Source organism: Afipia sp. GW821-FHT14H12 (genome assembly GCF_058803465.1).
In genome coordinates this window covers 1,429,114-1,448,451 of the sequence record NZ_JBXAOZ010000001.1, presented here as the reverse complement: position 1 = coordinate 1,448,451, position 19,338 = coordinate 1,429,114, and the positions used below count along the sequence as shown (strand labels likewise).

The 19,338-nt window shown below is 63.3% G+C and carries 22 protein-coding genes; 9 read left to right on the top strand and 13 right to left on the bottom strand.

The features are described 5' to 3' along the window. The first annotated feature begins 1 nt into the window (after nucleotide 1). Genes zwf through AC1RNA_RS07165 form a run of 4 tightly spaced genes read left to right on the top strand, consistent with a single transcriptional unit; the run spans nucleotide 2 to nucleotide 3,604 of the window. A complete protein-coding gene (gene zwf, locus AC1RNA_RS07180; RefSeq protein WP_492950616.1) occupies nucleotides 2–1,528 on the top strand; it encodes a glucose-6-phosphate dehydrogenase in 1,527 nt (508 codons plus the stop codon). Continuing rightward, nucleotides 1,525–2,265: a 6-phosphogluconolactonase gene (pgl, locus tag AC1RNA_RS07175; RefSeq protein ID WP_492950615.1), complete on the top strand. Its 741-nt coding sequence runs from the start codon at nucleotides 1,525–1,527 to the stop codon at nucleotides 2,263–2,265. The genes zwf and pgl overlap by 4 nt, the downstream gene beginning before the upstream one ends. After that, nucleotides 2,265–2,804 (top strand): gluconokinase, encoded by a 540-nt coding sequence (locus AC1RNA_RS07170; RefSeq protein ID WP_492950614.1) that lies wholly within the window; start codon nucleotides 2,265–2,267, stop codon nucleotides 2,802–2,804. Before pgl ends, AC1RNA_RS07170 begins: the two co-directional genes overlap by 1 nt. Further along, entirely contained in the window at nucleotides 2,801–3,604 is an 804-nt protein-coding gene (locus AC1RNA_RS07165) for a Cof-type HAD-IIB family hydrolase (RefSeq protein ID WP_492950613.1), read from the top strand. The genes AC1RNA_RS07170 and AC1RNA_RS07165 overlap by 4 nt, the downstream gene beginning before the upstream one ends. Here AC1RNA_RS07165 and AC1RNA_RS07160 read toward each other — a convergent pair. Further along, complete coding sequence (locus AC1RNA_RS07160) at nucleotides 3,601–5,409, bottom strand: glycoside hydrolase family 15 protein (RefSeq protein WP_492950612.1); 1,809 nt, start codon at nucleotides 5,407–5,409, stop codon at nucleotides 3,601–3,603. The two genes, AC1RNA_RS07165 and AC1RNA_RS07160, sit on opposite strands and share 4 nt — an antisense overlap. A 127-nt stretch (nucleotides 5,410–5,536) precedes the next feature. Further along, nucleotides 5,537–6,238: a PAQR family membrane homeostasis protein TrhA gene (gene trhA / locus AC1RNA_RS07155; protein ID WP_492950611.1), complete on the bottom strand. Its 702-nt coding sequence runs from the start codon at nucleotides 6,236–6,238 to the stop codon at nucleotides 5,537–5,539. A 173-nt stretch (nucleotides 6,239–6,411) separates the two neighbouring features. Between trhA and AC1RNA_RS07150 the strand changes: the two genes are divergently transcribed. From AC1RNA_RS07150 to AC1RNA_RS07135, 4 genes are all read left to right on the top strand, one after another. After that, nucleotides 6,412–7,875 (top strand): YcjX family GTP-binding protein, encoded by a 1,464-nt coding sequence (locus AC1RNA_RS07150; protein WP_492950610.1) that lies wholly within the window; start codon nucleotides 6,412–6,414, stop codon nucleotides 7,873–7,875. Continuing rightward, nucleotides 7,872–8,942, top strand: a complete 1,071-nt coding sequence (locus tag AC1RNA_RS07145) for a YcjF family protein (protein WP_492950609.1) — start codon at nucleotides 7,872–7,874, stop codon at nucleotides 8,940–8,942. Before AC1RNA_RS07150 ends, AC1RNA_RS07145 begins: the two co-directional genes overlap by 4 nt. 67 nt (nucleotides 8,943–9,009) lie before the next feature. Then, nucleotides 9,010–9,252, top strand: a complete 243-nt coding sequence (locus AC1RNA_RS07140; protein ID WP_009337338.1) for a hypothetical protein — start codon at nucleotides 9,010–9,012, stop codon at nucleotides 9,250–9,252. Between the two features lie 210 nt (nucleotides 9,253–9,462). Beyond that, nucleotides 9,463–9,663: a cold-shock protein gene (locus tag AC1RNA_RS07135; protein ID WP_009337339.1), complete on the top strand. Its 201-nt coding sequence runs from the start codon at nucleotides 9,463–9,465 to the stop codon at nucleotides 9,661–9,663. Between the two features lie 184 nt (nucleotides 9,664–9,847). On the opposite strand, the gene AC1RNA_RS07130 is transcribed toward AC1RNA_RS07135, so the two are convergent. The 3 genes from AC1RNA_RS07130 to AC1RNA_RS07120 all read right to left on the bottom strand — a co-directional run bounded on the left by AC1RNA_RS07130 (nucleotide 9,848) and on the right by AC1RNA_RS07120 (nucleotide 11,800). Further along, nucleotides 9,848–10,093, bottom strand: coding sequence for a hypothetical protein (locus tag AC1RNA_RS07130; RefSeq protein WP_009337341.1), 246 nt, complete (start codon nucleotides 10,091–10,093; stop codon nucleotides 9,848–9,850). Nucleotides 10,094–10,216: 123 nt separating this feature from the next. Next, the gene (locus tag AC1RNA_RS07125) at nucleotides 10,217–10,984 is read right to left on the bottom strand and encodes a hypothetical protein (RefSeq protein WP_492950608.1); all 768 of its coding nucleotides are present in this window, start codon (nucleotides 10,982–10,984) and stop codon (nucleotides 10,217–10,219) included. A gap of 57 nt (nucleotides 10,985–11,041) precedes the next feature. Next, nucleotides 11,042–11,800 (bottom strand): N-acetylmuramoyl-L-alanine amidase, encoded by a 759-nt coding sequence (locus tag AC1RNA_RS07120; protein WP_492950607.1) that lies wholly within the window; start codon nucleotides 11,798–11,800, stop codon nucleotides 11,042–11,044. A 98-nt stretch (nucleotides 11,801–11,898) separates the two neighbouring features. Here AC1RNA_RS07120 and AC1RNA_RS07115 point away from each other — a divergent pair, with 98 nt between their 5' ends. After that, nucleotides 11,899–12,744 (top strand): alpha/beta hydrolase, encoded by an 846-nt coding sequence (locus AC1RNA_RS07115; protein ID WP_492950606.1) that lies wholly within the window; start codon nucleotides 11,899–11,901, stop codon nucleotides 12,742–12,744. Between the two features lie 4 nt (nucleotides 12,745–12,748). Here the strand turns inward: AC1RNA_RS07115 and AC1RNA_RS07110 are convergent, their stop codons facing one another. The 8 genes from AC1RNA_RS07110 to AC1RNA_RS07075 all read right to left on the bottom strand — a co-directional run bounded on the left by AC1RNA_RS07110 (nucleotide 12,749) and on the right by AC1RNA_RS07075 (nucleotide 19,333). Beyond that, a complete protein-coding gene (locus tag AC1RNA_RS07110) occupies nucleotides 12,749–13,762 on the bottom strand; it encodes an LLM class flavin-dependent oxidoreductase (protein WP_492951192.1) in 1,014 nt (337 codons plus the stop codon). Between the two features lie 57 nt (nucleotides 13,763–13,819). Continuing rightward, nucleotides 13,820–14,731: a ketopantoate reductase family protein gene (locus AC1RNA_RS07105; RefSeq protein ID WP_492950605.1), complete on the bottom strand. Its 912-nt coding sequence runs from the start codon at nucleotides 14,729–14,731 to the stop codon at nucleotides 13,820–13,822. 97 nt (nucleotides 14,732–14,828) lie between these two features. After that, a complete protein-coding gene (locus AC1RNA_RS07100) occupies nucleotides 14,829–16,031 on the bottom strand; it encodes an NnrS family protein (protein ID WP_492950604.1) in 1,203 nt (400 codons plus the stop codon). Between the two features lie 171 nt (nucleotides 16,032–16,202). Continuing rightward, nucleotides 16,203–16,928 carry a Crp/Fnr family transcriptional regulator gene (locus AC1RNA_RS07095; RefSeq protein WP_492950603.1) on the bottom strand — a complete coding sequence of 242 codons (726 nt, stop codon included), beginning with the start codon at nucleotides 16,926–16,928 and terminating at the stop codon, nucleotides 16,203–16,205. 113 nt (nucleotides 16,929–17,041) lie between these two features. Beyond that, nucleotides 17,042–17,593 carry a DUF2478 domain-containing protein gene (locus tag AC1RNA_RS07090; RefSeq protein ID WP_492950602.1) on the bottom strand — a complete coding sequence of 184 codons (552 nt, stop codon included), beginning with the start codon at nucleotides 17,591–17,593 and terminating at the stop codon, nucleotides 17,042–17,044. Next, on the bottom strand, nucleotides 17,562–18,134 hold the full coding sequence (gene mog / locus AC1RNA_RS07085; RefSeq protein WP_492951191.1) for a molybdopterin adenylyltransferase: 573 nt from the start codon (nucleotides 18,132–18,134) through the stop codon (nucleotides 17,562–17,564). Before mog ends, AC1RNA_RS07090 begins: the two co-directional genes overlap by 32 nt. Nucleotides 18,135–18,139: 5 nt before the next feature. Further along, complete coding sequence (locus AC1RNA_RS07080) at nucleotides 18,140–18,496, bottom strand: hypothetical protein (RefSeq protein ID WP_009337359.1); 357 nt, start codon at nucleotides 18,494–18,496, stop codon at nucleotides 18,140–18,142. Nucleotides 18,497–18,508: 12 nt separating this feature from the next. Then, nucleotides 18,509–19,333: a peptidylprolyl isomerase gene (locus AC1RNA_RS07075; protein ID WP_492950601.1), complete on the bottom strand. Its 825-nt coding sequence runs from the start codon at nucleotides 19,331–19,333 to the stop codon at nucleotides 18,509–18,511. Nucleotides 19,334–19,338: the final 5 nt, after the last annotated feature.

The window sequence follows — 19,338 nt, the reverse complement described above, 5'->3', positions numbered from 1 at the left end:
CATGATGAATGCCGATACCGTGAACGCACGCGAGCGGATTCCGGATTCGTGCGGCTTCGTGATCTTCGGCGTCACCGGCGATCTCTCCCACCGGCTGGTCATTCCCGCACTCTACAATCTGGAAGAATCCGGCCTGCTGCCGGAAAAATTCTGCATCATCGGCGTGACGCGCACCGAGACCCAGAGCAAAACGCTCAAGACCGACCTGATGAAGGGGCTTGAGAAACATGCCACCCGTCCGGTGAAACAGGAGGTCGCCGACAAACTGTTCGGCTGCCTCACCTCGATCCATGCCGATCCGAGCGATCCCAAATCCGTCGAGAACCTGAAGGCGCAGCTTGAAAAGGCACGCAAGGATAAAGGTGTCACCAACCATCTGTTCTATCTTGCCGTGCCGCCCGGCGCGTTCAAGCCGATCAGCGAGATGCTGGGCGCAGCCGGCCTGCTCAAGGAAAAAGATGGTGCGTGGCGGCGGCTCGTCATCGAAAAGCCGTTCGGCACCGACCTGCAATCCGCCAAGCAGCTCAACGCTGATCTTCTCAAGCTTGCCGACGAGCACCAGATTTATCGCATCGACCACTATCTCGGCAAAGAGACGGTGCAAAACATCCTCGTGCTGCGCTTCGCCAACGGCATGTTCGAGCCGATCTGGAATCGCAACCACATCGATCATGTCCAGATCACCGTGTCGGAGACCATCGATGTCGGCACGCGTGGCAGCTTCTACGAACAGACCGGCGCGCTGCGCGACATGGTGCCGAACCATCTGTTTCAGTTGATGGCGCTGGTGGCGATGGAGCCGCCCTCGCGATTCGATGCGCATTCGGTGCGCTCGGAGAAAGGCGAGGCGCTCGCCGCGATCCAGACCCAGACCGAGGCGGAGGCGCTGAAGAATTCAGTGCGCGGGCAATACCTCGCGGGCCGCATCGGCGACCGGCAGGTCGGCTATTACCGCCAGACCAAGGACGTCTCGCCGGACAGCACGGTGGAGACCTACGCCGCGCTGAAACTCACCATCGACAACTGGCGCTGGGCGGGCGTGCCGTTCTATCTGCGCACCGGCAAGGCGCTCGCCGCCAAACGCACGGAAGTCGCGATCCGCTTCAAGCAGGCGCCGTTCTCGATGTTCCGCACCACCGAGGTCGAACGGCTGTCGCAGAACTATCTGGTCATCGGCATCGAGCCGACCGAAGGCATCATGCTGCAGTTCAACACCAAGGTGCCCGGCCCACAGGTGACGATCGACGGTGTGGAAATGAAGTTCAGGTACAAGGACTACTTCAAGGCCTCGCCGAACACCGGCTACGAGACGCTGATCTACGATTGCATGATCGGCGACAACATCCTGTTCCAGCGCGCCGATGGTGTGGAAGCCGGATGGGCAGCGGTGCAGCCTTTTCTCGACGCGTGGAAGAAAGCCGGCGGCAAGGGACTTGCGATGTACCAGGCCGGCACCGACGGCCCCGAGGAAGCGCACGAGCTGCTGGAGCGCGACGGCCGCCGCTGGCGCGCCATCGATGGCGAATGACAATGCCCCGTCCGCGCATCATCATCGAGCGGGACGCGGTGGCCCTCGCCGAGCGGGCGGCGGAGCGCGTCGTTGCACGCGCCAGAGAGAACACCGGCGAGCCTGCGATCTGCCTCACCGGCGGCTCCACGCCGAAGCGGCTCTATCAATTGCTGGCGACGCCGGAATGGCGCAACCAGTTGCCGTGGCAGCGGGTGCAGTGGTTCATCGGCGATGACCGCTTCGTGCCACCAGACGACGACCTCAGCAATATCGGCATGGCGCGCCATGCGTTCCTCGACGGCTGCGCGCCGCCCGAGAACATCCACGCGATCCCGACGGATGCAGCCTCGCCGGTTGAGGCCGCGCGGGCCTATGAACAGACCTTGCGCGAATTTCAGGCCCGCCATCGCACCGACGGCGCACCGCTGTTTGATCTCGTGCTGCTCGGCGTCGGGCCGGACGGTCACACCGCCTCGTTGTTTCCGGGCTATCCCGCCGCCTCCGAGACCGAGCATTGGGTTGCAGGCGTGCCACAGGCGCATGTCGCGCCCTTCGTGCCGCGCGTCAGCCTGACGCTGCCGTGCCTCGCGCAATGCCGCGAGATGCTGTTACTCGCCTCCGGTCACGACAAGCGCGCGATCCTGTCGCGCGTGTTCGCAGGCGAAGATTTACCAGCCGCACACGCGCAGTCGGCACGCGGCGAGACATGGTGGCTAATCGACAGGGCGGCAGCTCCAGAGTCCTGTGAGGCGTGATGGCAACCGATGCCGTCAGGATCATTGTCGTGATGGGCGTGTCCGGATCGGGCAAGACCACGATCTCGGAGGCGCTTGCCGCGCGCACCGGTTTTGCAGAAGCCGACGGCGACGATTATCACCCCGCCGCCAATATCAAAAAAATGAAGGCTGGAATTCCGCTGACCGACGACGATCGCCTGCCTTGGCTGCATGCCATCGCGGACGCCATCGACCGTTACGCCGACGACAACACGCCGGTGATTATCGCCTGCTCCGCGCTGAAACGTGCCTACCGCGACATTCTCGTGCATGGCCGCAAGGATGTACGGATCGTCTACCTGAAAGGGCCGGCCGATTTGATCGCACAGCGCCTTAAGCATCGTAGCGGCCATTTTATGCCGCCAGAGTTGCTCAAGAGCCAAATCGACGCACTGGAACCACCGCAGCCCGGCGAACATATCCTTACAGTCGGCATCGACGCACCGGTGGAGCGCATCGTGGATACAATCATCACTGCCTTGCACCTCCCCGACAAACCAGGAGCCCGCACCTCATGAGCCCCGTTCGTCTGGTGGTTTCCGATGTCGACGGCACGCTGGTCACGCGCGACAAGCAATTGACACCCGGCGTCATCGCCGCTGTGCATCGCCTGCACACGCGCGGCATCGCATTCACAGTCGTCAGCAGCCGCCCGCCCTTCGGCATACGGATGCTGTCGGCGCCCTTGAAGCTCATGTTGCCGATGGGCGCGTTCAACGGCAGCACGCTGTTCAGCCCCGACGGCTCCATCATCGAGAACCACACCATTCCGCACGATGCCGTCGATGTCGCGCTCGACCTTCTCAACGAGCGGGGCGTGGAGATATGGCTGTTCACCGCCGAACGCTGGCTGGTGCGGCGCGGTGACACCCCCTATGTCGCGCGCGAGCGCCGTACCATCGATTTCGAGCCGGAAGTCGTCGACGATAATGCGCTTCCGCGCGACGGCATCTGCAAGATCGTGGGCGTCAGCGAGGATTTCGAGTTGCTGGCGGCCTGCGAGCCAGACCTGAAAGCGGCGCTCGGCAAAGCCGCCCATGCGGCACGTTCGCAGAATTACTATCTCGACGTGACGCCACCCAGCCTCGACAAAGGCACCTTCGTCGAGGAAAGCGCTGCCCGGCTCGGCATTCCGCTCAAGGAGGTCGCCGTCATCGGCGACATGGCCAACGACCTGCCGATGTTCCTCAAGGGCGGGATATCGTTTGCGATGGGCAATGCCAGCGACGCGGTGAAGAAGCGCGCGACCTACACAACGTCATCCAATGAAGAAGACGGCGTGGCATCCGCCATCGACAAAATTCTGGCGCTTGCCTAGTTCTTCTTCGCGCGCTGCACGGCGGGTTTGTCGGGATGCAGTGCCGCAAAGATGTTCTGCGCGCTGTTGATCATCGCGATATGCGTCAGCGCCTGCGGGAAATTCCCGGTCTGCCGCCGCAGGGTCGGGTCGTACTCCTCCGACAACAGGCCGACATCATTGGCGATGCCGTGTACCCGCAAATAAAGCTCGCGCGCGTCGTCGACACGCCCGAGCAATACATAGACATCCGCAAGCCATAGCGTGCAGGCGAGAAACGCGCCCTCGATCGGCTGCACTTCGCCGTCACGCGCCTCCTGCGGATCGTGCCGCAGCACGAATCCATCCTTCATCATGCGCCGTTCAATCGCGGCGATGGTGCCGATGATGCGCGGATCGTCCGGCTTGAGAAAGCCCACGGCGGGCAGCAACAGCAGGCTCGCATCCAGCATCTTCGAGCCATAGGCTTCGACGAAAGTATTTTCCTGCGCATCGAAGCCATTGGCGCAAATCTCGGCATGGATGCCGTCGCGGATGGCGCGCCATTCCTCCACCGGCCCTTTTCTGCCGAACGTTTCGACAGCAAGAACGGCTCGGTCAAACGCCACCCAGCACATGACCTTGGAGAATACATAATGGCGAGGCACGTCCCGCCGCTCCCAAATGCCGCAATCAGGCTCCATCCACACCTGCGCGAGATGCTTCAACAGCGCCGTCTCGACCGGCCACGTCTCGCCATTGAGCTGGATCTTGTGCACCCGCGCCTGATGGAAGGCGTCCATCAGCTCGCCATAGACATCGAGCTGCAACTGCGCGTGCGCGGCATTGCCGAACCGCACCGGCTTCGAGTTTTCATAGCCCGGCAGCCAGTCCGCCTGCCATTCCAGCAGGCGGCGCTGGCCGGTGATGCTGTACATGATCTGCATGTCGGCGGGCGCACCCGCCACCGAACGCAGCAGCCATTCGTGCCACGCGACGGCTTCCTCGACATAGCCGCTGTCGATCAGAGCGAGCAGCGTGAAGGTGGCGTCGCGCAGCCAGCAGAACCGATAATCCCAATTCCGCGCCCCGCCGACCTTTTCCGGCAGCGATGTCGTCGGCGCCGCGACGATGCCACCGGTCGGCGCGTAGGTCATGGCCTTCAGCGTGATCAGCGAACGCTGGATAAAGTCGCGATGCTTGCCCTTGAAATTGCAGCGAGAGGACCATCCCGTCCAGAACGACTCGGTCTCCTCCAGCGCGATCTCGATATCGATCGCCTCGGGCACCGGAAGATGCGAGGGATTGTAAGTCATCACGTAATGATACGTCTCGCCCTGGTGCACCTTGAAGTCGGAGACGGTGGTCATGCCTTCGCCGCGCATCTCGACATTGCTGCGCAACACCACCATGTCCGGCCCCGCGACCGCCTGCAGCGTACCGTCATCGAGCCGCCGCACCCATGGCACGTTGGCGCCGGAGCCGAAACGCAGCAGCAACTCCATCCGCATCTCGACCACGCCGGCATCGCCGCGCACCAGCCGCACGATGTCGGACGCCTCGCCGCGCGGCGGCATGAAATCAATCAGCGTGCAGGTGCCGCTTTCGCAACTGAATGTGGTTTCGAGAATGAGGGTGCCGTCGCGATACGCGCGTTTGGCGGTGACTGCCGCATCCTTCGGTGCAATCTTCCAGCGGCCATGCTCGGGCGTGCCGAGCATGGCCGCGAAGCAGGCGTCAGAGTCGAATGTCGGCCAGCACAACCAGTCGATCGAACCGTCACGGCTTACAAGCGCGGTGGTGAGGCAATCCCCGATCAGGGCATAGTCTTCAATGGGAGACGGCAAAAACAACCTCGCAAACGGCATAATAAAACCGCGCCGAAAACGATGCGCGAAAATATAACCGCCGGGGCGTTGAAAAGTTCGACGTCCGCGTCTGAATTTCGTTGCAAGGTGAATGGAGGCGCAAGCCTCAGTTCGCGATCAGCACTGTATCGAGCACCGCGCTGTAATGGCAGGCAGCCGCGAGCAGCACGAAGCCATGCCAGATCGCGTTCTGAAAGCGCAGCCGCTCCCAGGCATGAAAGATCACGCCGGCCGAATACAGCACACCCCCGATGGCGATCAGCCACAGCGTCGTGCTGGAGAGCGACGCCGCGATGGAATCGTAGGCCATCACTCCGCTCCAGCCGAGCGCCAGATAAAGCACGACGGCGAGCTTATCGAATCGGCCGGGGTAAAAAACCTTCAGCGCGATGCCGATCAGGGCAACGGACCAGACCCCGCCCATCAGCAGGAAGCCAAGCCTGCGGTCGGTCATCTGCGCCAAGAACGGCGTGTAGGTGGCGGCGATCAGCACATAGATCGCCGAATGGTCGAACCGGCGTAAAACCCACTTCACCGGCGAGATCGGCCACAAATTGTAGATGGCCGAGAACGCCAGCATGGCGATGAGCCCCGCGGCATAGATCGAGGTGGTGACGAGATTGAGCGTCGAGGCATAGACCCCCGCGAGCACGATCAGCGTGGTCGCGGCGATCAACCCGAGCGACAGGCCGGTAACGTGAACGATGCTGTCGGCGATCAGTTCGGCCCGGTCGTAACACCAGTGTTTGGCTCCGCGGCCGGGCAGCGGCGGGAAGGCCGTCAGATCTTTCAACCGGAAAATCGTCATCTATCAACTATTACGCTTTAGATCCAACCCTACGCCTTGACCCACAACAAAACCCTACCGCCCCACAACGCGATCACAATTCCGGACGATCCACGTCATCTTGATTTTGGGTTCCATCATCGCCAGCTTTTTAGAGGTACCCACGCTATACTCCCCTTTCATTTGATCGAATTATGGCACCAGGCCTGTCTGACATTCTTGACGATCTGCGGCTGTCGGCGCGCTCGCTGCTCGACTACAGCGAAAGCCTGCTCAACCCGACGGTCCGCCTCGGCGTCACAGGCCTGTCGCGCGCGGGCAAGACGGTGTTCATCACTGCACTCGTGCATGGCTTCCTGCGCGGCGGCCGCTTTCCGGTGTTCGAGTCGCTGTCCAGCGGGCGGATCGCGCGGGCGCGACTGGAGCCGCAGCCGGACGACGGTATTCCGCGCTTCGCCTACGAGCCGCATCTGTCCACGCTGATCGAGAAGCGGCTGTGGCCGCAATCGACCACCGACATCAGCGAATTGCGGCTCGCCATCGACTACCAGCGCGAGAACGGCGCGATGCGCACGCTGACGCTCGATATCGTCGACTATCCCGGCGAATGGCTGCTCGACCTGCCGCTGCTGCACAAGAGCTACGAACAATGGTCGGCGGAAAGCATTGCGCTGTCGCGGCAGGTGCCGCGCGCCGCGCTCGCCAGACCTTGGCACGAGCATCTTGAAAGCCTTGCGCCCGTCGCGCCGGAGAACGAAGCGGCGGCGGTGACGGCGGCAAAGCTCTTTACCGAATATCTGCGCGCCTGCCGCCACGAGCAATTCGCCATGAGCCTGCTGCCGCCCGGCCGCTTCCTGATGCCGGGCGCGCTTGCGAACTCGCCCGCCCTCACCTTCGCGCCGCTCGATCTGCCCACGGGCGGCACGCCTCCCGCAGGCTCGCTGTGGGCGATGATGCGCAGACGCTATGAGTCCTACAAAGACATCGTGGTGCGGCCATTCTTCCGCGACCATTTCGCCCGGCTCGACCGCCAGATCGTGCTGGTCGATGCGCTTGCCGCATTCAACGCCGGGCCGGAAGCCCTGCGCGACCTCGAAGGCGCGCTAGAGGGGATTCTCGATTGCTTCAACACCGGACGGCGCACGCTGTTGAGCATGATGTTCCGTCCGCGTATCGATCGCATCCTGTTCGCGGCCACCAAGGCCGATCACCTGCATCACCTGAGCCACGACCGGCTGGAAGCAATCCTGCGGCGGATGGTGGAACGCGCTGCCTCGCGCGCGGAATTCGCAGGCGCGACCACCGACGTGGTGGCGCTCGCCGCCGTGCGCGCCACCCGCGAGGCAAGCGTGCAGCATCACGGCGAGACGCTACCTTCCATCATCGGCACGCCGATGAAAGGTGAAGTCGCAGGCAAGGAGACGCTCGACGGCGAAAGCGAGGTCGCGACGTTTCCCGGCGACCTCCCGGCGTCACCGGATGCTCTGTTCAGCGAGGGGACGTTCAAGGGTTCAGGCTCCGCGCATCCCGGTGAAGCCGATTACCGCTTCCTGCGTTTCCGCCCGCCCCGGCTCGACGCCACGCAAGGCGAGCCCGCGCTGCCCCACATCCGCCTCGACCGCGCGCTGCAATTCCTGATCGGAGACAAACTGCAATGAGCGAGCGCAGCCATCCGCGCAAACCTGCTTCGTTCCGGCTCGACGATCCGCGCGTGACCGTTGCGGAAGCCGGCGAGAGCGGCCGTGCCTCGCATGGCGGCATCCGCATCACACCGGAACCGGATGCGCCTGCACTCCCGGCACCCGTCGCGACGCCTCACCCGCGCCGCCGCCGCTTTCCGTGGGGCGGGCTGTTCTGGACCGCGCTGGGCGGGCTTGTGGTGCTCGGCCTCGGCTTGGGTGCGGCCAACCTGATCGAGGACCTGTTCGCGCGCAGCGATGCGCTGGGCTTCACCGGCCTCGCGCTCGCGGTTCTGTGCGCGCTGGCCTTCATCGTGATCGTCGCGCGTGAAGCACTCGCGCTCGCCCGGCTCGACACCATCGAACAGTTGCACGCCCGCGCCGACGCCGTGCTCGTCTCGGATGATCGCAAGGAGAGCGATGTCATCGTCCGCGATCTCTTGAAGGTCGCGCACGACAATCCACAACTTGCCCATGCCCGCGCGGTGATGCAGAGCCACACCCACGACATCATCGACGGCGCCGACATGCTGCGCCTCGCCGAACGCACGCTGATGGCGCCGCTCGACCAGGAGGCGCGGCGGCTGATCTCGAGCGCGGCCTCGCGCGTCTCCATCGTCACCGCCGTCAGCCCCGGTGCTGTGATCGACATGCTGTTCGTGTTCGCGGCAGCGTTGCGGCTGGTGCGGCAACTCGCGCGGCTCTACGGCGGGCGACCCGGTACGCTCGGCATGATCCGGCTGATGCGACACGTCATCGCACATCTCGCCGTCACCGGCGGCATGGCGGCAAGCGACAGCCTGATCCAGCAGGTCCTCGGACACGGCGTTGCTGCGAAACTCTCCGCGCGGCTTGGCGAAGGTATTTTGAATGGCCTGCTCACCGCGCGCCTTGGCCTCGCCGCCGTCGACGTGACACGGCCGCTGCCGTTTTCGGCGCTGCCCCGCCCGGTCCTGTCCGATCTGGTGAAGGACCTGATGCGCCGCGCCGATCCGGCCGCCCGGATCGAAGCACAAAAAAATCCCGATTCCCCCGAACCGGAATGAACCCGCCCCGCGGGTCGCGCAACCAACGATTATCGGGCCAGTCCGGCCCTTTCATCGGAGAACGACCATGTTGCGCAAACTCACCCTTGGACTTGCCGCCGCCACCGCCCTGACCGTTGCCGCGCTCGCACCCACCGCCGCATCCGCCCATGGCTGGCATCACCATCACGGCTGGCACGGCGGCTTCGGTTACGGCCTCGGCGTCGGCCCGGTCTATGTCGGCGGCCCGGTTTATGACGACTGCCTGCGGCGCCAGCGCATCATGACGCGCCACGGCTATCGCTGGCGGACGGTGAACGTCTGCTACTGATCCGTGCGGTCACGAGACCACTTTCCGGCCTGTCCCCCGGCCGGAAGGTGGTCTCTTCGCATTGCAATATACTCCCCGGCGCACCGCCTCCGGCCCGGTACCACCCGGCGAATTCGGCTTTGCCGCTTTACCCCATGCATAAATTGCGTATCGTGTGCGCCGTTGGACACGCATCCGCGCGCCGACTGGTATCTTTCTGGAGAGTGACTAATGGCTAAAGGGACTGTGAAGTGGTTCAACCCGACCAAGGGCTACGGTTTCATCCAGCCCGCAGGCGGCGGCAAGGATGTGTTCGTGCATATCTCGGCGGTTGAAAAGGCGGGTCTGACTTCGCTGAACGAAGGACAGACCATCGAGTTCGAGGAAGTCGCCAACCGCGGCAAGACGTCGGCAGAAAACCTGAAGGTTTGATCCCGGCCTTCGCGAACCTGAAGTCTCTTCGGGTCCGCGCTCAATTCGGCACAAGATCGTTGATCGACTAAATCAAACCGACTGGGCAAGTCCCGAGGCCATCCACCGTCATTCGGTCGATTGGCCTTTTTATTTTGCCTGCATTTCGCATGGACCTACTGGCACAACGGCACAAGACGCAGGTTCAATACGAACACGGGCCCATCATGCGATCTTCGAGCGCGCGCCAGGCCCGCGGCGACATCCGCGGCATGCGCGGGTTATAGCTCGAACAATCCGTCGCCTTGTCGCCGGGCATCAGCACGCCGCCGCAATACGGACAGGCATTGTCGTTGGCATGCGAGGGCCACACATCATCGTCTGCCTCGCGCACTTCCGCGGCAAAGAATTTGACGACGTTGTCCGGAGAAGAATTTATATCGCCCGTCATGCATGTACCTCATTGTCGATGAGGCGCACCATGCCAGCAAGATCATGCCGTAGCGTTCAAGCAAAGGCTCAAATTTTATCGGAGATTTTCAGCCCCGGGTTTACTCCCCGGTGAGGCAGGAACCTACCGTGCGATAATCAGGCCGCGGCTCGTGACCACCACCCAGCGCCCGTCCTGCCGGCGGATCGCATCGACCCGGCCCACGCCCGGCAATGGGTCGCCAGCATAGACCTCGAAAATACCGGCGCGGCCCTCGACCAGTGCACCGCCATTGGCGACGGCGCGCACGACCCAGCCGTCGATGGTCGGCAATCGGGCGATCTGCGGCGCGGACTTGGCCGGAACCGGCGCAGGCGCGGCGGGTGCCGGAATGCTGCCGGTCGCGTCGGCGGCTTTTATCTTCTCGAGCGCCTCGCTGAACTTGGCGATCTTGCTGGCATTGGTTTTGGCGGCGTTTTCAGCCGACATCTTCAACGACTGCAATTCGGAATTGACCTGCGCGAAAGCGTTATCGATCGCGCGGTTGCGCTCCGCCACGGCGGCCTGCGCCTTGTCGTCCCTGCCGAAATGCTCGTTCGAGAACCAGGTGGTGCCGACGCTGCTCATCACACCGACAAGCGCCGCCACCCCGATCATCAGGGCCATCGAGGAGAACTGACGGGGGTTCTGCGGCTGCGGAGGCGCGTCGCCGAACACGATATCTTCCCAGGAGCCCTGCGGCGGCAACCGCTGCAGCGTGATGTTTTTCGACCCGTCTCCGGAAAAATCCTTGGCCTTGCTCTCCGGAGAACCCTCGCTTTCGGCGCGTGCCGAAGGGGCGGGAACGAGCGACTGGCCGCCGCCATCACCCTGCGAATTGCCGGTATGGTGACTGTCGTCCTGCTCGTTCATGGCCCTGATCCCAAAGCTGTTTGACACTTTGGTAACCATGAATTTCTTGATGAATCGTTACGATCGGGCCGCCATCGCCTGCCGGGCCATCAGGAGCCGCAGCATCGTATCGATGCTGGAGCGATCCACTCGCCCATCGACCCGCGCGGGGCGGAAATGCCGCTGGAAGGCAGCGACGACGGCCTGCTTGGTCTCGCATGGATCGGAGAGCGCCACCCCGTATCCGTAAGTCGCGAGCGCCTCGACGAAAGCATCCAGTTCGCGCGGATTCGCTTCGAACCCCTCGTCGGATAGCGGCGCGGGCGCGACCCACAGCCCGACGCCCTCCGCCGCGAGCCTTTCCCACGGAAACCATTCGCCGGGGTCCTGCTTGCGCAGCGGCGCGATGTCCGAATGCGCCAGCACCTGATCGCGCGGGATCGCCCGGCGTGCCGTGATGTCGCGGGTGAGCGCGATCACCGCATTGATCTGCGCGTCCGGAAACGGCGGGCAGCCGCCGTCATGCCCCGGATTGACGATCTCGATGCCGATCGAGCGCGCGTTGAGGCCGCTCCACTCGCGCCAGCGCGAGACGCCCGCGTGCCAGGCGCGCTTGTCCTCGGCAACAAGCTGTACGATCTCGCCGCTCTCGCGCACGACATAATGGGAGGAAACTTTCGCCTCCGGGTCGCACAGCCGCGCCAGCGCCGCCTCTTCTTCCGGCATTCCGGTGTAATGCAGCACCACGACATCCACCGGACTCCCGTCACGCTCGTCGAAATTCGGCGAGGCGACGAAATGCGATGCGAATTTTGAGTCGGGGACAGTGTCCGTCATCGCGCCATCAAGCCGTCGCCGCGATGCCACGTCAATGGCTGTTGGCCGGATGGAGCGGCTTTGCTAGCGTGGATTCTCATTTCCAACCGGCTTTTCCGATGTCAGACACAAATGCTTCGCAGATCGTCTATCGCGGCATGACGCGCGCCCTGCTCGACGACGCCTACAACAACACCAAGGCCGTTGCCGACAGCCCGCAATGGCTCGTCGAATGGACGCATCGCAGCCAGGAATCCCGCAGGCGCTCCGATGCCGTACTCGGTTCGGCCTATGGACCACGCGAACGCCAGCGCTTCGATTACTTTCCCTCGGGCCGCACCGGTGCGCCGCTGTTCGTCTTCATCCATGGCGGCTACTGGGTGCGCAACGCCATCGGGATGTTTTCGTTTCTCGCCGAAGGACCGAACGCGCGCGGCATCGATTTCGCGGCTCTCGGCTATACGCTCGCGCCACAGGCACGGCTCGATGAGATCGTGGACGAAATCCGCCACGGCCTGACGCACCTGCAAAGGGCCACCGGATTCGGTTATGACCGTGAACGGATTTACGTCGGCGGCTGGTCGGCTGGCGGCCACCTCACCGCGATCACCGCCGATCATCCGGCCGTGCGCGGCACCATGCCGATCAGCGGCATCTTCGACCTCGAACCGCTGTCGCTGAATTATCTCAACGACCCCTTACAACTGACACCGGACGAGATCCGCGACCTCAGCCCGTACCACCAATTGCGCGCAAGCCTGCCGCCCACACGCATCATGTCAGGCGGAAACGAACTGCCCGAATTGCAGCGACAGTCCGCCGACTACGCCCGTGCCGCGCAGGCCGCTGGCCTCGACGCCAAGCTCTACGTGCTGCCGGGCCATCATCATTATTCGATCATGGACGAACTGGCGAAGCCGGACGGCATCCTGACGCAGACACTTGTGGAGCTCTGCGACCGGTAGACCCTCACGCCAGCAGTTGGCGTACGCGCGGCATCACCTCGCGGCCGTAGAGTTCGATGCAGGTCATCAGCTTGCCGTGCGACAGCGTGCCAGCGCTGTATTTCAGATCGAAGCGCGACGCGCCGAGCGCCTTCACCGTCGCCGCGATCTTGCGCGCCACCGTGTCGGGCGAGCCGAGGTAGAGCGAGCCGCGTTCGATCTCGCGTTCGAACTCCTCCTTCTCCATCGGCGGCCAGCCGCGTTCCGCGCCGATGCGGTCGCGCATACCTTTATAAGGCAGCCAGAATTCCTCGCGCGCCTGTTCGTCGGTCGCGGCGACATAGCCCGGCGAATGAATGCCGACCGGCTGCATCGGCGTTTTGCGCTGCTCGTGGGTGCGGCGGTAGAGATCGACAAAAGGCGCGAAGCGCTGCGGATCGCCGCCGATGATCGCGAGCATCAATGGCAATTGATAATAGGCCGCGCGCACCACCGATTGAGGCGTGCCGCCGACGCCGATCCATGCCTTCAGCCGCCCGTGCTCGATCGGCGGGAAGATGCTCTGGTTGACAAGCGGCGGGCGGATCGAGCCCTCCCAGGTGACGGGCTCCTGCTTGAGCACCTCGACAAAAAGATCGAGCTTCTCCTGAAACAGCCGCTCGTACTGATCGAGCGGAAAACCGAACAGCGGAAAGGATTCGGTGAACGAGCCGCGCCCGAGAATGACCTCCGCGCGACCGTTCGAAGCGGCATCAAGCGTCGCGAACCGTTGGAAGACGCGGATGGGATCGTCCGATGACAGCACCGTAACGGCGGTGCCGAGACGGATGCGGTTGGTGCGCCCCGCGATCGCAGCCAGCACCGTTTCCGGCGCGGAGATCGCGAAGTCGGCGCGATGATGCTCGCCAAGGCCGATGAAATCGATGCCGAGACTGTCGGCCAGCACCGCTTCCTCGATCACGTCGCGGATCACCTGCGCGTGGGGCAGCAATTGCCCCGACGCATCGGCGGTCACGTCGCCGAACGTATCCAGTCCCATTTCGAGCAAGAGGCACCTCCGTCGCGGATAAACAATTCGGCGGATAGGCCGCAGCGCCTATCTAGGTGCTTTCCCCGCGCGTTCCAGTTCGCGCAGTTTCACGGCCACCTGAAGCGCGAGGTTCGAGGGCGTGGGGATGCCGAATTCGGCCCCCTTGCGGACGATATGGCCGTTGAGGAAATCGATCTCGGTGGGCCTGCCGCGCGCCAAATCCTGCGCGGTGGATGACAGTTGATCCGGCATGACCTTCACCAGCGCGTAGGTCTTCTCGCGGATATCGGGCGAGACCGCGATGCCAAGCTCCGATGCCACCGCGATGCATTCGAGAATGGCGCTGTCCATCACCTCTTTCGTGCCCTCCACCTCGAACAGACGGCCGTAAGGCAGTTGCGCGATCGCCGACAGCGCGTTGTAGGCGCAGTTGATGATGAGCTTGTCCCACAGCCGCGCCAGCACCTCGCCCGACACCACGGTCGGGATCGCAGCATCCGCGAAGGTTTTCGCAATGTCATCGCTGCGCGGCGACGGGCCGATGATGAGATCGCCGCGCCCGTGATGCTGGATGTGGCCGGGCCCGCCCATTCCGGCCGCGACATACACGACGCTCGGCAGCACGACCTGTTTGAGCACGGCCGCGAGGCGTTCGGCATTGTCGACGCCATTCTGCAGCGAGATGACGACAGCATCGTTCTTGAGGTGCGGCGCGATCTGTTGTCCCGCCTCCTCGGTGTCGGCGGACTTCACACAGAACAGCACGACATCGGCCCCGGCGACGGCGGAGGGGTTGGTATTCGCACCGATCGGAATGACGCCATCGAAGATCGCGCTCTCAAACCGCAGGCCACCGCGTTTGGCGATGGCCTCGACATGCGCCGGACGGCCGATCAGCGTCACCTCATGCCCGCCGCGCGCAAGCATGCCGCCGTAGAAACATCCAACTGCTCCAGCGCCCATCACTGCGATCTTCATGTCTGCGTCCCGTATTTATGGCGACAGACGATGTAGCAGATCGCACGAGCGGTCCAAAGTTAGCAGTTCGTGATACGTGACCTGCGCGTCAGAGATATCAGTCCCGATGTGAGGCTGCCCGCGGCCTCATCAGCGAAGGTCCATAGAAGACCGCGAAGCCAAGAAATGCGATCACCCAGGCCAGCGCCGCAATATCCAGCAATGCGCCGCTCCAAACCGGGACCATGACCGCAGCGATGCGCGCGAGCGCGGCGATGATGACGGCCAGATAGATTCCCTGCGTCGACCACGAAGCCATCAGTTGCTGGCCGGTATGGCCCAGGCTCGCGCGCGTCATCACCGCCAAGGTCATGACGCCGGCGCCTCCCGCCATCCATGCATGGATGGCGGCGCTTGCGGGAAAAAGATCAAAGGCCGCCGCCGACGCCAGCAGAAAACCGGCCGGGATGAAGGCGTATCCGACATGCAGGATAAGAACGAGGCGCTCCTTGAATGTGCGATCCCCTGCCCACCGGCCGAGGCGAATGACGTGCAGAATACCGGCCGCCGCAAGCAGGGCGCCGGCAAGACGGCCGTCCCGATGAACAACCCACATCAGCAGCGTCACAGCGCTGAAGATGACGACCGCAGTATCGAATTTTGCAAAAGGAGACGGCAGGCGTCCCGGATTTTCGCGCACCAGCCAGTTGCGCGTGAAGCTCGGGATGATGCGCCCGCCAATCAGCATGATGAGCAGAACCACGACCGCGATTCCGACGCGAATGCCGTAATCCGCCGCGCCCGACACATGCGCCTCAAGATGAAAGGCGATATTCCCGATGAGGAGCAGAACGACCAGCACGACGACCTTGAGATTACGCCAGTTCCGTCCCGCGAAAACCTCGCGCCCTGTGGCGGCCGCAATCAGCGCAAGAAAACTGGCGTCGATCAGCATGGCCGCGAGCCAGCCGATCCCCGCCGAACACGTCACGGCAAAACGTCCCAACAGCCACACGACGACCAGCACAAGCAACGGCCTGCCCTGTACCGGAAGCCGCCCGGTCCAACTCGGAATCGCCGTGAACAGAAAGCCGGTGATGACCGCCGGCAAATAGCCGTACAGCATTTCATGCACATGCCAGTCGCGCGGAACGAACGCGGTCCACAGCGTCAATTCGCCGAGAAACACCGGCAACCAGACCAGAATGGCAAGCCCCGCGTAGACCGCGCCCAGCAGGAAGAAAGGCCGGAATCCGTAAGATAGAATGGCGGGTCCTTGATAATCCCGGAGCCGCGGCACCGGCGAACGCTGTGTCATCATGCACCCAAGGCGGGATCGCTCCGGCAACTCCCCGATCGGCGCGTCCAAAAAACGAAGGGTTACATCCGCGCGACCGGTGGCCGGATCACGCTCTGCGAATAGTGAAAAGAAGCGCCGACAGAGATGACGTGGATCAATATCCGGCGTCTTTGCGGAAATAGCTGAACACGATCATCGCGCCCACGCCAGATCCTCGACGCGCGCGACATTCACCAAACGAACGCCTCTCGGAACATTGACGATGAGTTTCTTCCGTTCCAGCCGCCGCAACGTGCGGCTGGCTGTTTCAATCGTCATGCCAAGGAAATCCGCGATGTCCCGCCGCTTCATCGGCAGCGGCAGGGTCTCCGGTATCTCGCCAAATCGCGCAAGCCGATCACGCCAGCCGATGAGAAACAGCGCAATCCGCTGCTCTGCCGAATGGCTCCCCAGCAGCAACATCTGGTTTCTGGCCAAATGAAGCTCCCGCACTTCGAACTCATTCATGCTTCGCAGGATGTTCGGCTTGGATTCGACAAACCGCAAAAACTTGTCCCGGGAAAACCGGCAGGCAATAATCGGCGTAATAGCATCGGCCGAGAAACTGTAGCGGTCGGAGGATGTCGCCCCGAGAAAATCGCCCGGCAGGCCAAACCCGACAATATGACGCCGCCCGTCCGGCAACAGCCGATACAAGCGTGCGACACCCTGCGTCAGGTTGAAGACGTGGCGGGCCTTGTCGTCTTCGGAGAACAAGGCATCCTTCGTCGCAAAGTGCGTTTCCGGGCCAAGCCTTTCCATGGCGGAAAGCTCGGGCGCATCGAGTGCCGCGCATATACTGAGCGGCCGCGCCTGACAGTGCAGGCAGCGGCGCGGATAACCGCTGGGGAATTCTTCCGACAGGATCGACTGCGGCATCAGGCTCTGCCACGACGGATGCTTGGTTTCCATGCTCGTCCTCGCCATTTGCCCGTTACCTTCGTGTATCGACATCCGTGAATACTCTTGTGTGACCAAAACCGGCCGGCGCTCTATCCAAGTCTCGCAAGCCAGCGCCCGATCTGATCGATGTCCCCCGGCAGCTCGGTCGCGAATTCATCTGCGAAATTCTGCCAGGCCTCAAGATTGCGCGCGGGAACGCCGATCACGACAGGGATGCCGCGCTCGAGCGCCTTGGCCATCACCCCGCACATGCCGCCTCCCTCCGCCTCTATTTTCCCGAACTTGTTCAGGACAAGAAGCGACGGGTTGGTCTCAAAGCCGCGCTCGATTTCCATCGCGGCTTCGAGCAAGGCTCCGACATCGAGGCGGCAGCCGCTCGCGCCCGAGCCACGGTCGTCGAACAGCACCGTGCGGCGTCCGCTGACGAGATCTTCCAGCACCACATCGCAACTCGGGTCCGCGCCCTCGAATGCCGGGTATTGCAGAACGCCGGCCAGCGGCAGACAGCGCGCCCGGCACTGGCTGACGATCCATTTGAACAGCTCATCCGGATATTTGTCGTTCTCGTAGACGATCGCGCCAATATCCGGCGCGCTGTCCCGGACCGGCTCAATTGCCCGGGCGGAATGCAATGCACACATCGGAATCGACCTCGATTCGGCGCGCCCCGATCAGCTCGAGGCAATACGGAATGGCTGGAAAAATGGCGTTCAGGCAGACTTCGATAGCCGCCGGGCGCCCCGGCAAATTGACGATCAAGGAACGGTTGCGCGTCCCGGCGAGTTGCCGCGATAGAATCGCGGTGGGCACATGCTCCAGACTGACCCGCCGCATCAATTCCCCAAAGCCAGTCAGTTCACGACCGATGACCATGCGCGTGCCTTCGGGCGTAAGATCGCGCGGCGCTGGACCCGTGCCGCCCGTCGTCAGAACCAGATCGCAGCCTTCACGGTCCGACAATTCGATCAATGCGCTGGCCACGCTCTCGGCGCCATCGGGCACGATCTTGAAAATGATGATCCAGTTTGAGCGGATGGCCTTCTTCAGAAAATCGCCGACGGCCTTCCCGCTCTTGTCTTCATAAATGCCTTCGCTCGCGCGGTCGGAGACGACAAGGACACCGATCCGCGCCAGCGTTCCCGATCCGACAAAAGAGTCCGGTCCGTCGCGGTCGATATCCATGTGGTTCATGAGCAGCCTCCATGTCCGCCGCAGGTGCAACCTTCATGAGAGTGGCCGCCCTCCTCCGGCGCAGCCGCCATCGCTTCGTCATGCTTCAGCGACCAGCCGACCATGTAGGTCAGGCATCCCGTGCCGGGATCGCTGGCGCGCTCCAGAACGTTCATCAGCCCGAGCCAGTCCTCGCTCTCCGCAAGGCTGGAAAAGCGCCGCACCGCTCCGGACGCATACTCACCGACGGTTTCGCCAAACCGGCTTGTCATGGCATCCACGCGGGCCAGCAACGCCACGTCGCCACAAGCAACCAGCGCTTCGGCGGCATTCGCTTCGTCATCAAAGCCGCGTATCACTTCACCGAGTTGCATGCCGGGCTCCCTCTATTGCACCAATGGCGTGTCCGTCGCCGCCAGCGAGATACCCGTGATCTCGGCCTGGCCCGCAAGGATCGAGATGTATTGCGCGAGCGCACGATGCTCGACGCTGGTGGCGAGATAACCCGCGATCCGTTCTTTCGCGAGTTCGAACGGCAACGTCTGCCCTTCGGCGCGGCGATCCAGCCGCACCACATGGAAGCCGTACCGGGTCTCTGCAATCGCCATCTCGCCCGGCTGCATCCGCTCCAGCGCCGCCTCGAATTCAGCCACGGTCTGGCCGCGCGAGATCTGACCAAGACGGCCGCCCTCCGCCGCGGAGGTCGAACACGCCGAATGGTTCGATGCCATGTCGGCAAAAACCGCCGGATTTTCCTTCACCGCCGCGAGAATGGTTTCGGCTTGCTCACGCGCCGCCACCCGTGCCGCTTGGTTGTCACGTGGCGCGGCGATCAGGATGTGGGCGGCCTCGTAAAGATCGCCGAGCCGGAAACGCTGAATGTTCTGTTCGTAGAAGCGGCGGCAGGCCGCCTCATCCGGCTCCGGCGTCTTGACCTCGCGCTCGACCAGCGCGCGCATCGCGGCTTCCTCGGCGGTTTCGCGCCGCCCATCCGGATCGCACAGCGCCTCGGTTTCGATGCCGAGCCGAGCTGCTTCCTGCAACAGCAGTTCGCGCACCACGAGTGCGCGCGCCGCCGCCTGCCAGGCATGGATCGGCTTGTCCGCCGGATGGTTCTGCACCTCCTGCGCGATGGCTTCGCGGGAAATCACCACGCCGTTGACGCTGATTGCCTTCGGCTTCGGCAAGGCATTTGAGACCGAACAATCCATGGCCT

What these genes read in the sequence shown, in the direction of transcription:
- zwf (WP_492950616.1), top strand. Translation starts at nt 2, where the DNA reads ATGATGAATGCCGATACCGTGAACGCACGCGAGCGGATTCCGGATTCG.
- pgl (WP_492950615.1), top strand. Translation starts at nt 1,525, where the DNA reads ATGACAATGCCCCGTCCGCGCATCATCATCGAGCGGGACGCGGTGGCC.
- AC1RNA_RS07170 (WP_492950614.1), top strand. Translation starts at nt 2,265, where the DNA reads ATGGCAACCGATGCCGTCAGGATCATTGTCGTGATGGGCGTGTCCGGA.
- AC1RNA_RS07165 (WP_492950613.1), top strand. Translation starts at nt 2,801, where the DNA reads ATGAGCCCCGTTCGTCTGGTGGTTTCCGATGTCGACGGCACGCTGGTC.
- trhA (WP_492950611.1), bottom strand. Translation starts at nt 6,238, where the DNA reads ATGACGATTTTCCGGTTGAAAGATCTGACGGCCTTCCCGCCGCTGCCC.
- AC1RNA_RS07150 (WP_492950610.1), top strand. Translation starts at nt 6,412, where the DNA reads ATGGCACCAGGCCTGTCTGACATTCTTGACGATCTGCGGCTGTCGGCG.
- AC1RNA_RS07145 (WP_492950609.1), top strand. Translation starts at nt 7,872, where the DNA reads ATGAGCGAGCGCAGCCATCCGCGCAAACCTGCTTCGTTCCGGCTCGAC.
- AC1RNA_RS07140 (WP_009337338.1), top strand. Translation starts at nt 9,010, where the DNA reads ATGTTGCGCAAACTCACCCTTGGACTTGCCGCCGCCACCGCCCTGACC.
- AC1RNA_RS07135 (WP_009337339.1), top strand. Translation starts at nt 9,463, where the DNA reads ATGGCTAAAGGGACTGTGAAGTGGTTCAACCCGACCAAGGGCTACGGT.
- AC1RNA_RS07130 (WP_009337341.1), bottom strand. Translation starts at nt 10,093, where the DNA reads ATGACGGGCGATATAAATTCTTCTCCGGACAACGTCGTCAAATTCTTT.
- AC1RNA_RS07125 (WP_492950608.1), bottom strand. Translation starts at nt 10,984, where the DNA reads ATGAACGAGCAGGACGACAGTCACCATACCGGCAATTCGCAGGGTGAT.
- AC1RNA_RS07120 (WP_492950607.1), bottom strand. Translation starts at nt 11,800, where the DNA reads ATGACGGACACTGTCCCCGACTCAAAATTCGCATCGCATTTCGTCGCC.
- AC1RNA_RS07115 (WP_492950606.1), top strand. Translation starts at nt 11,899, where the DNA reads ATGTCAGACACAAATGCTTCGCAGATCGTCTATCGCGGCATGACGCGC.
- AC1RNA_RS07110 (WP_492951192.1), bottom strand. Translation starts at nt 13,762, where the DNA reads ATGGGACTGGATACGTTCGGCGACGTGACCGCCGATGCGTCGGGGCAA.
- AC1RNA_RS07105 (WP_492950605.1), bottom strand. Translation starts at nt 14,731, where the DNA reads ATGAAGATCGCAGTGATGGGCGCTGGAGCAGTTGGATGTTTCTACGGC.
- AC1RNA_RS07100 (WP_492950604.1), bottom strand. Translation starts at nt 16,031, where the DNA reads ATGATGACACAGCGTTCGCCGGTGCCGCGGCTCCGGGATTATCAAGGA.
- AC1RNA_RS07095 (WP_492950603.1), bottom strand. Translation starts at nt 16,928, where the DNA reads ATGCCGCAGTCGATCCTGTCGGAAGAATTCCCCAGCGGTTATCCGCGC.
- AC1RNA_RS07090 (WP_492950602.1), bottom strand. Translation starts at nt 17,593, where the DNA reads ATGTGTGCATTGCATTCCGCCCGGGCAATTGAGCCGGTCCGGGACAGC.
- mog (WP_492951191.1), bottom strand. Translation starts at nt 18,134, where the DNA reads ATGGATATCGACCGCGACGGACCGGACTCTTTTGTCGGATCGGGAACG.
- AC1RNA_RS07080 (WP_009337359.1), bottom strand. Translation starts at nt 18,496, where the DNA reads ATGCAACTCGGTGAAGTGATACGCGGCTTTGATGACGAAGCGAATGCC.
- AC1RNA_RS07075 (WP_492950601.1), bottom strand. Translation starts at nt 19,333, where the DNA reads ATGGATTGTTCGGTCTCAAATGCCTTGCCGAAGCCGAAGGCAATCAGC.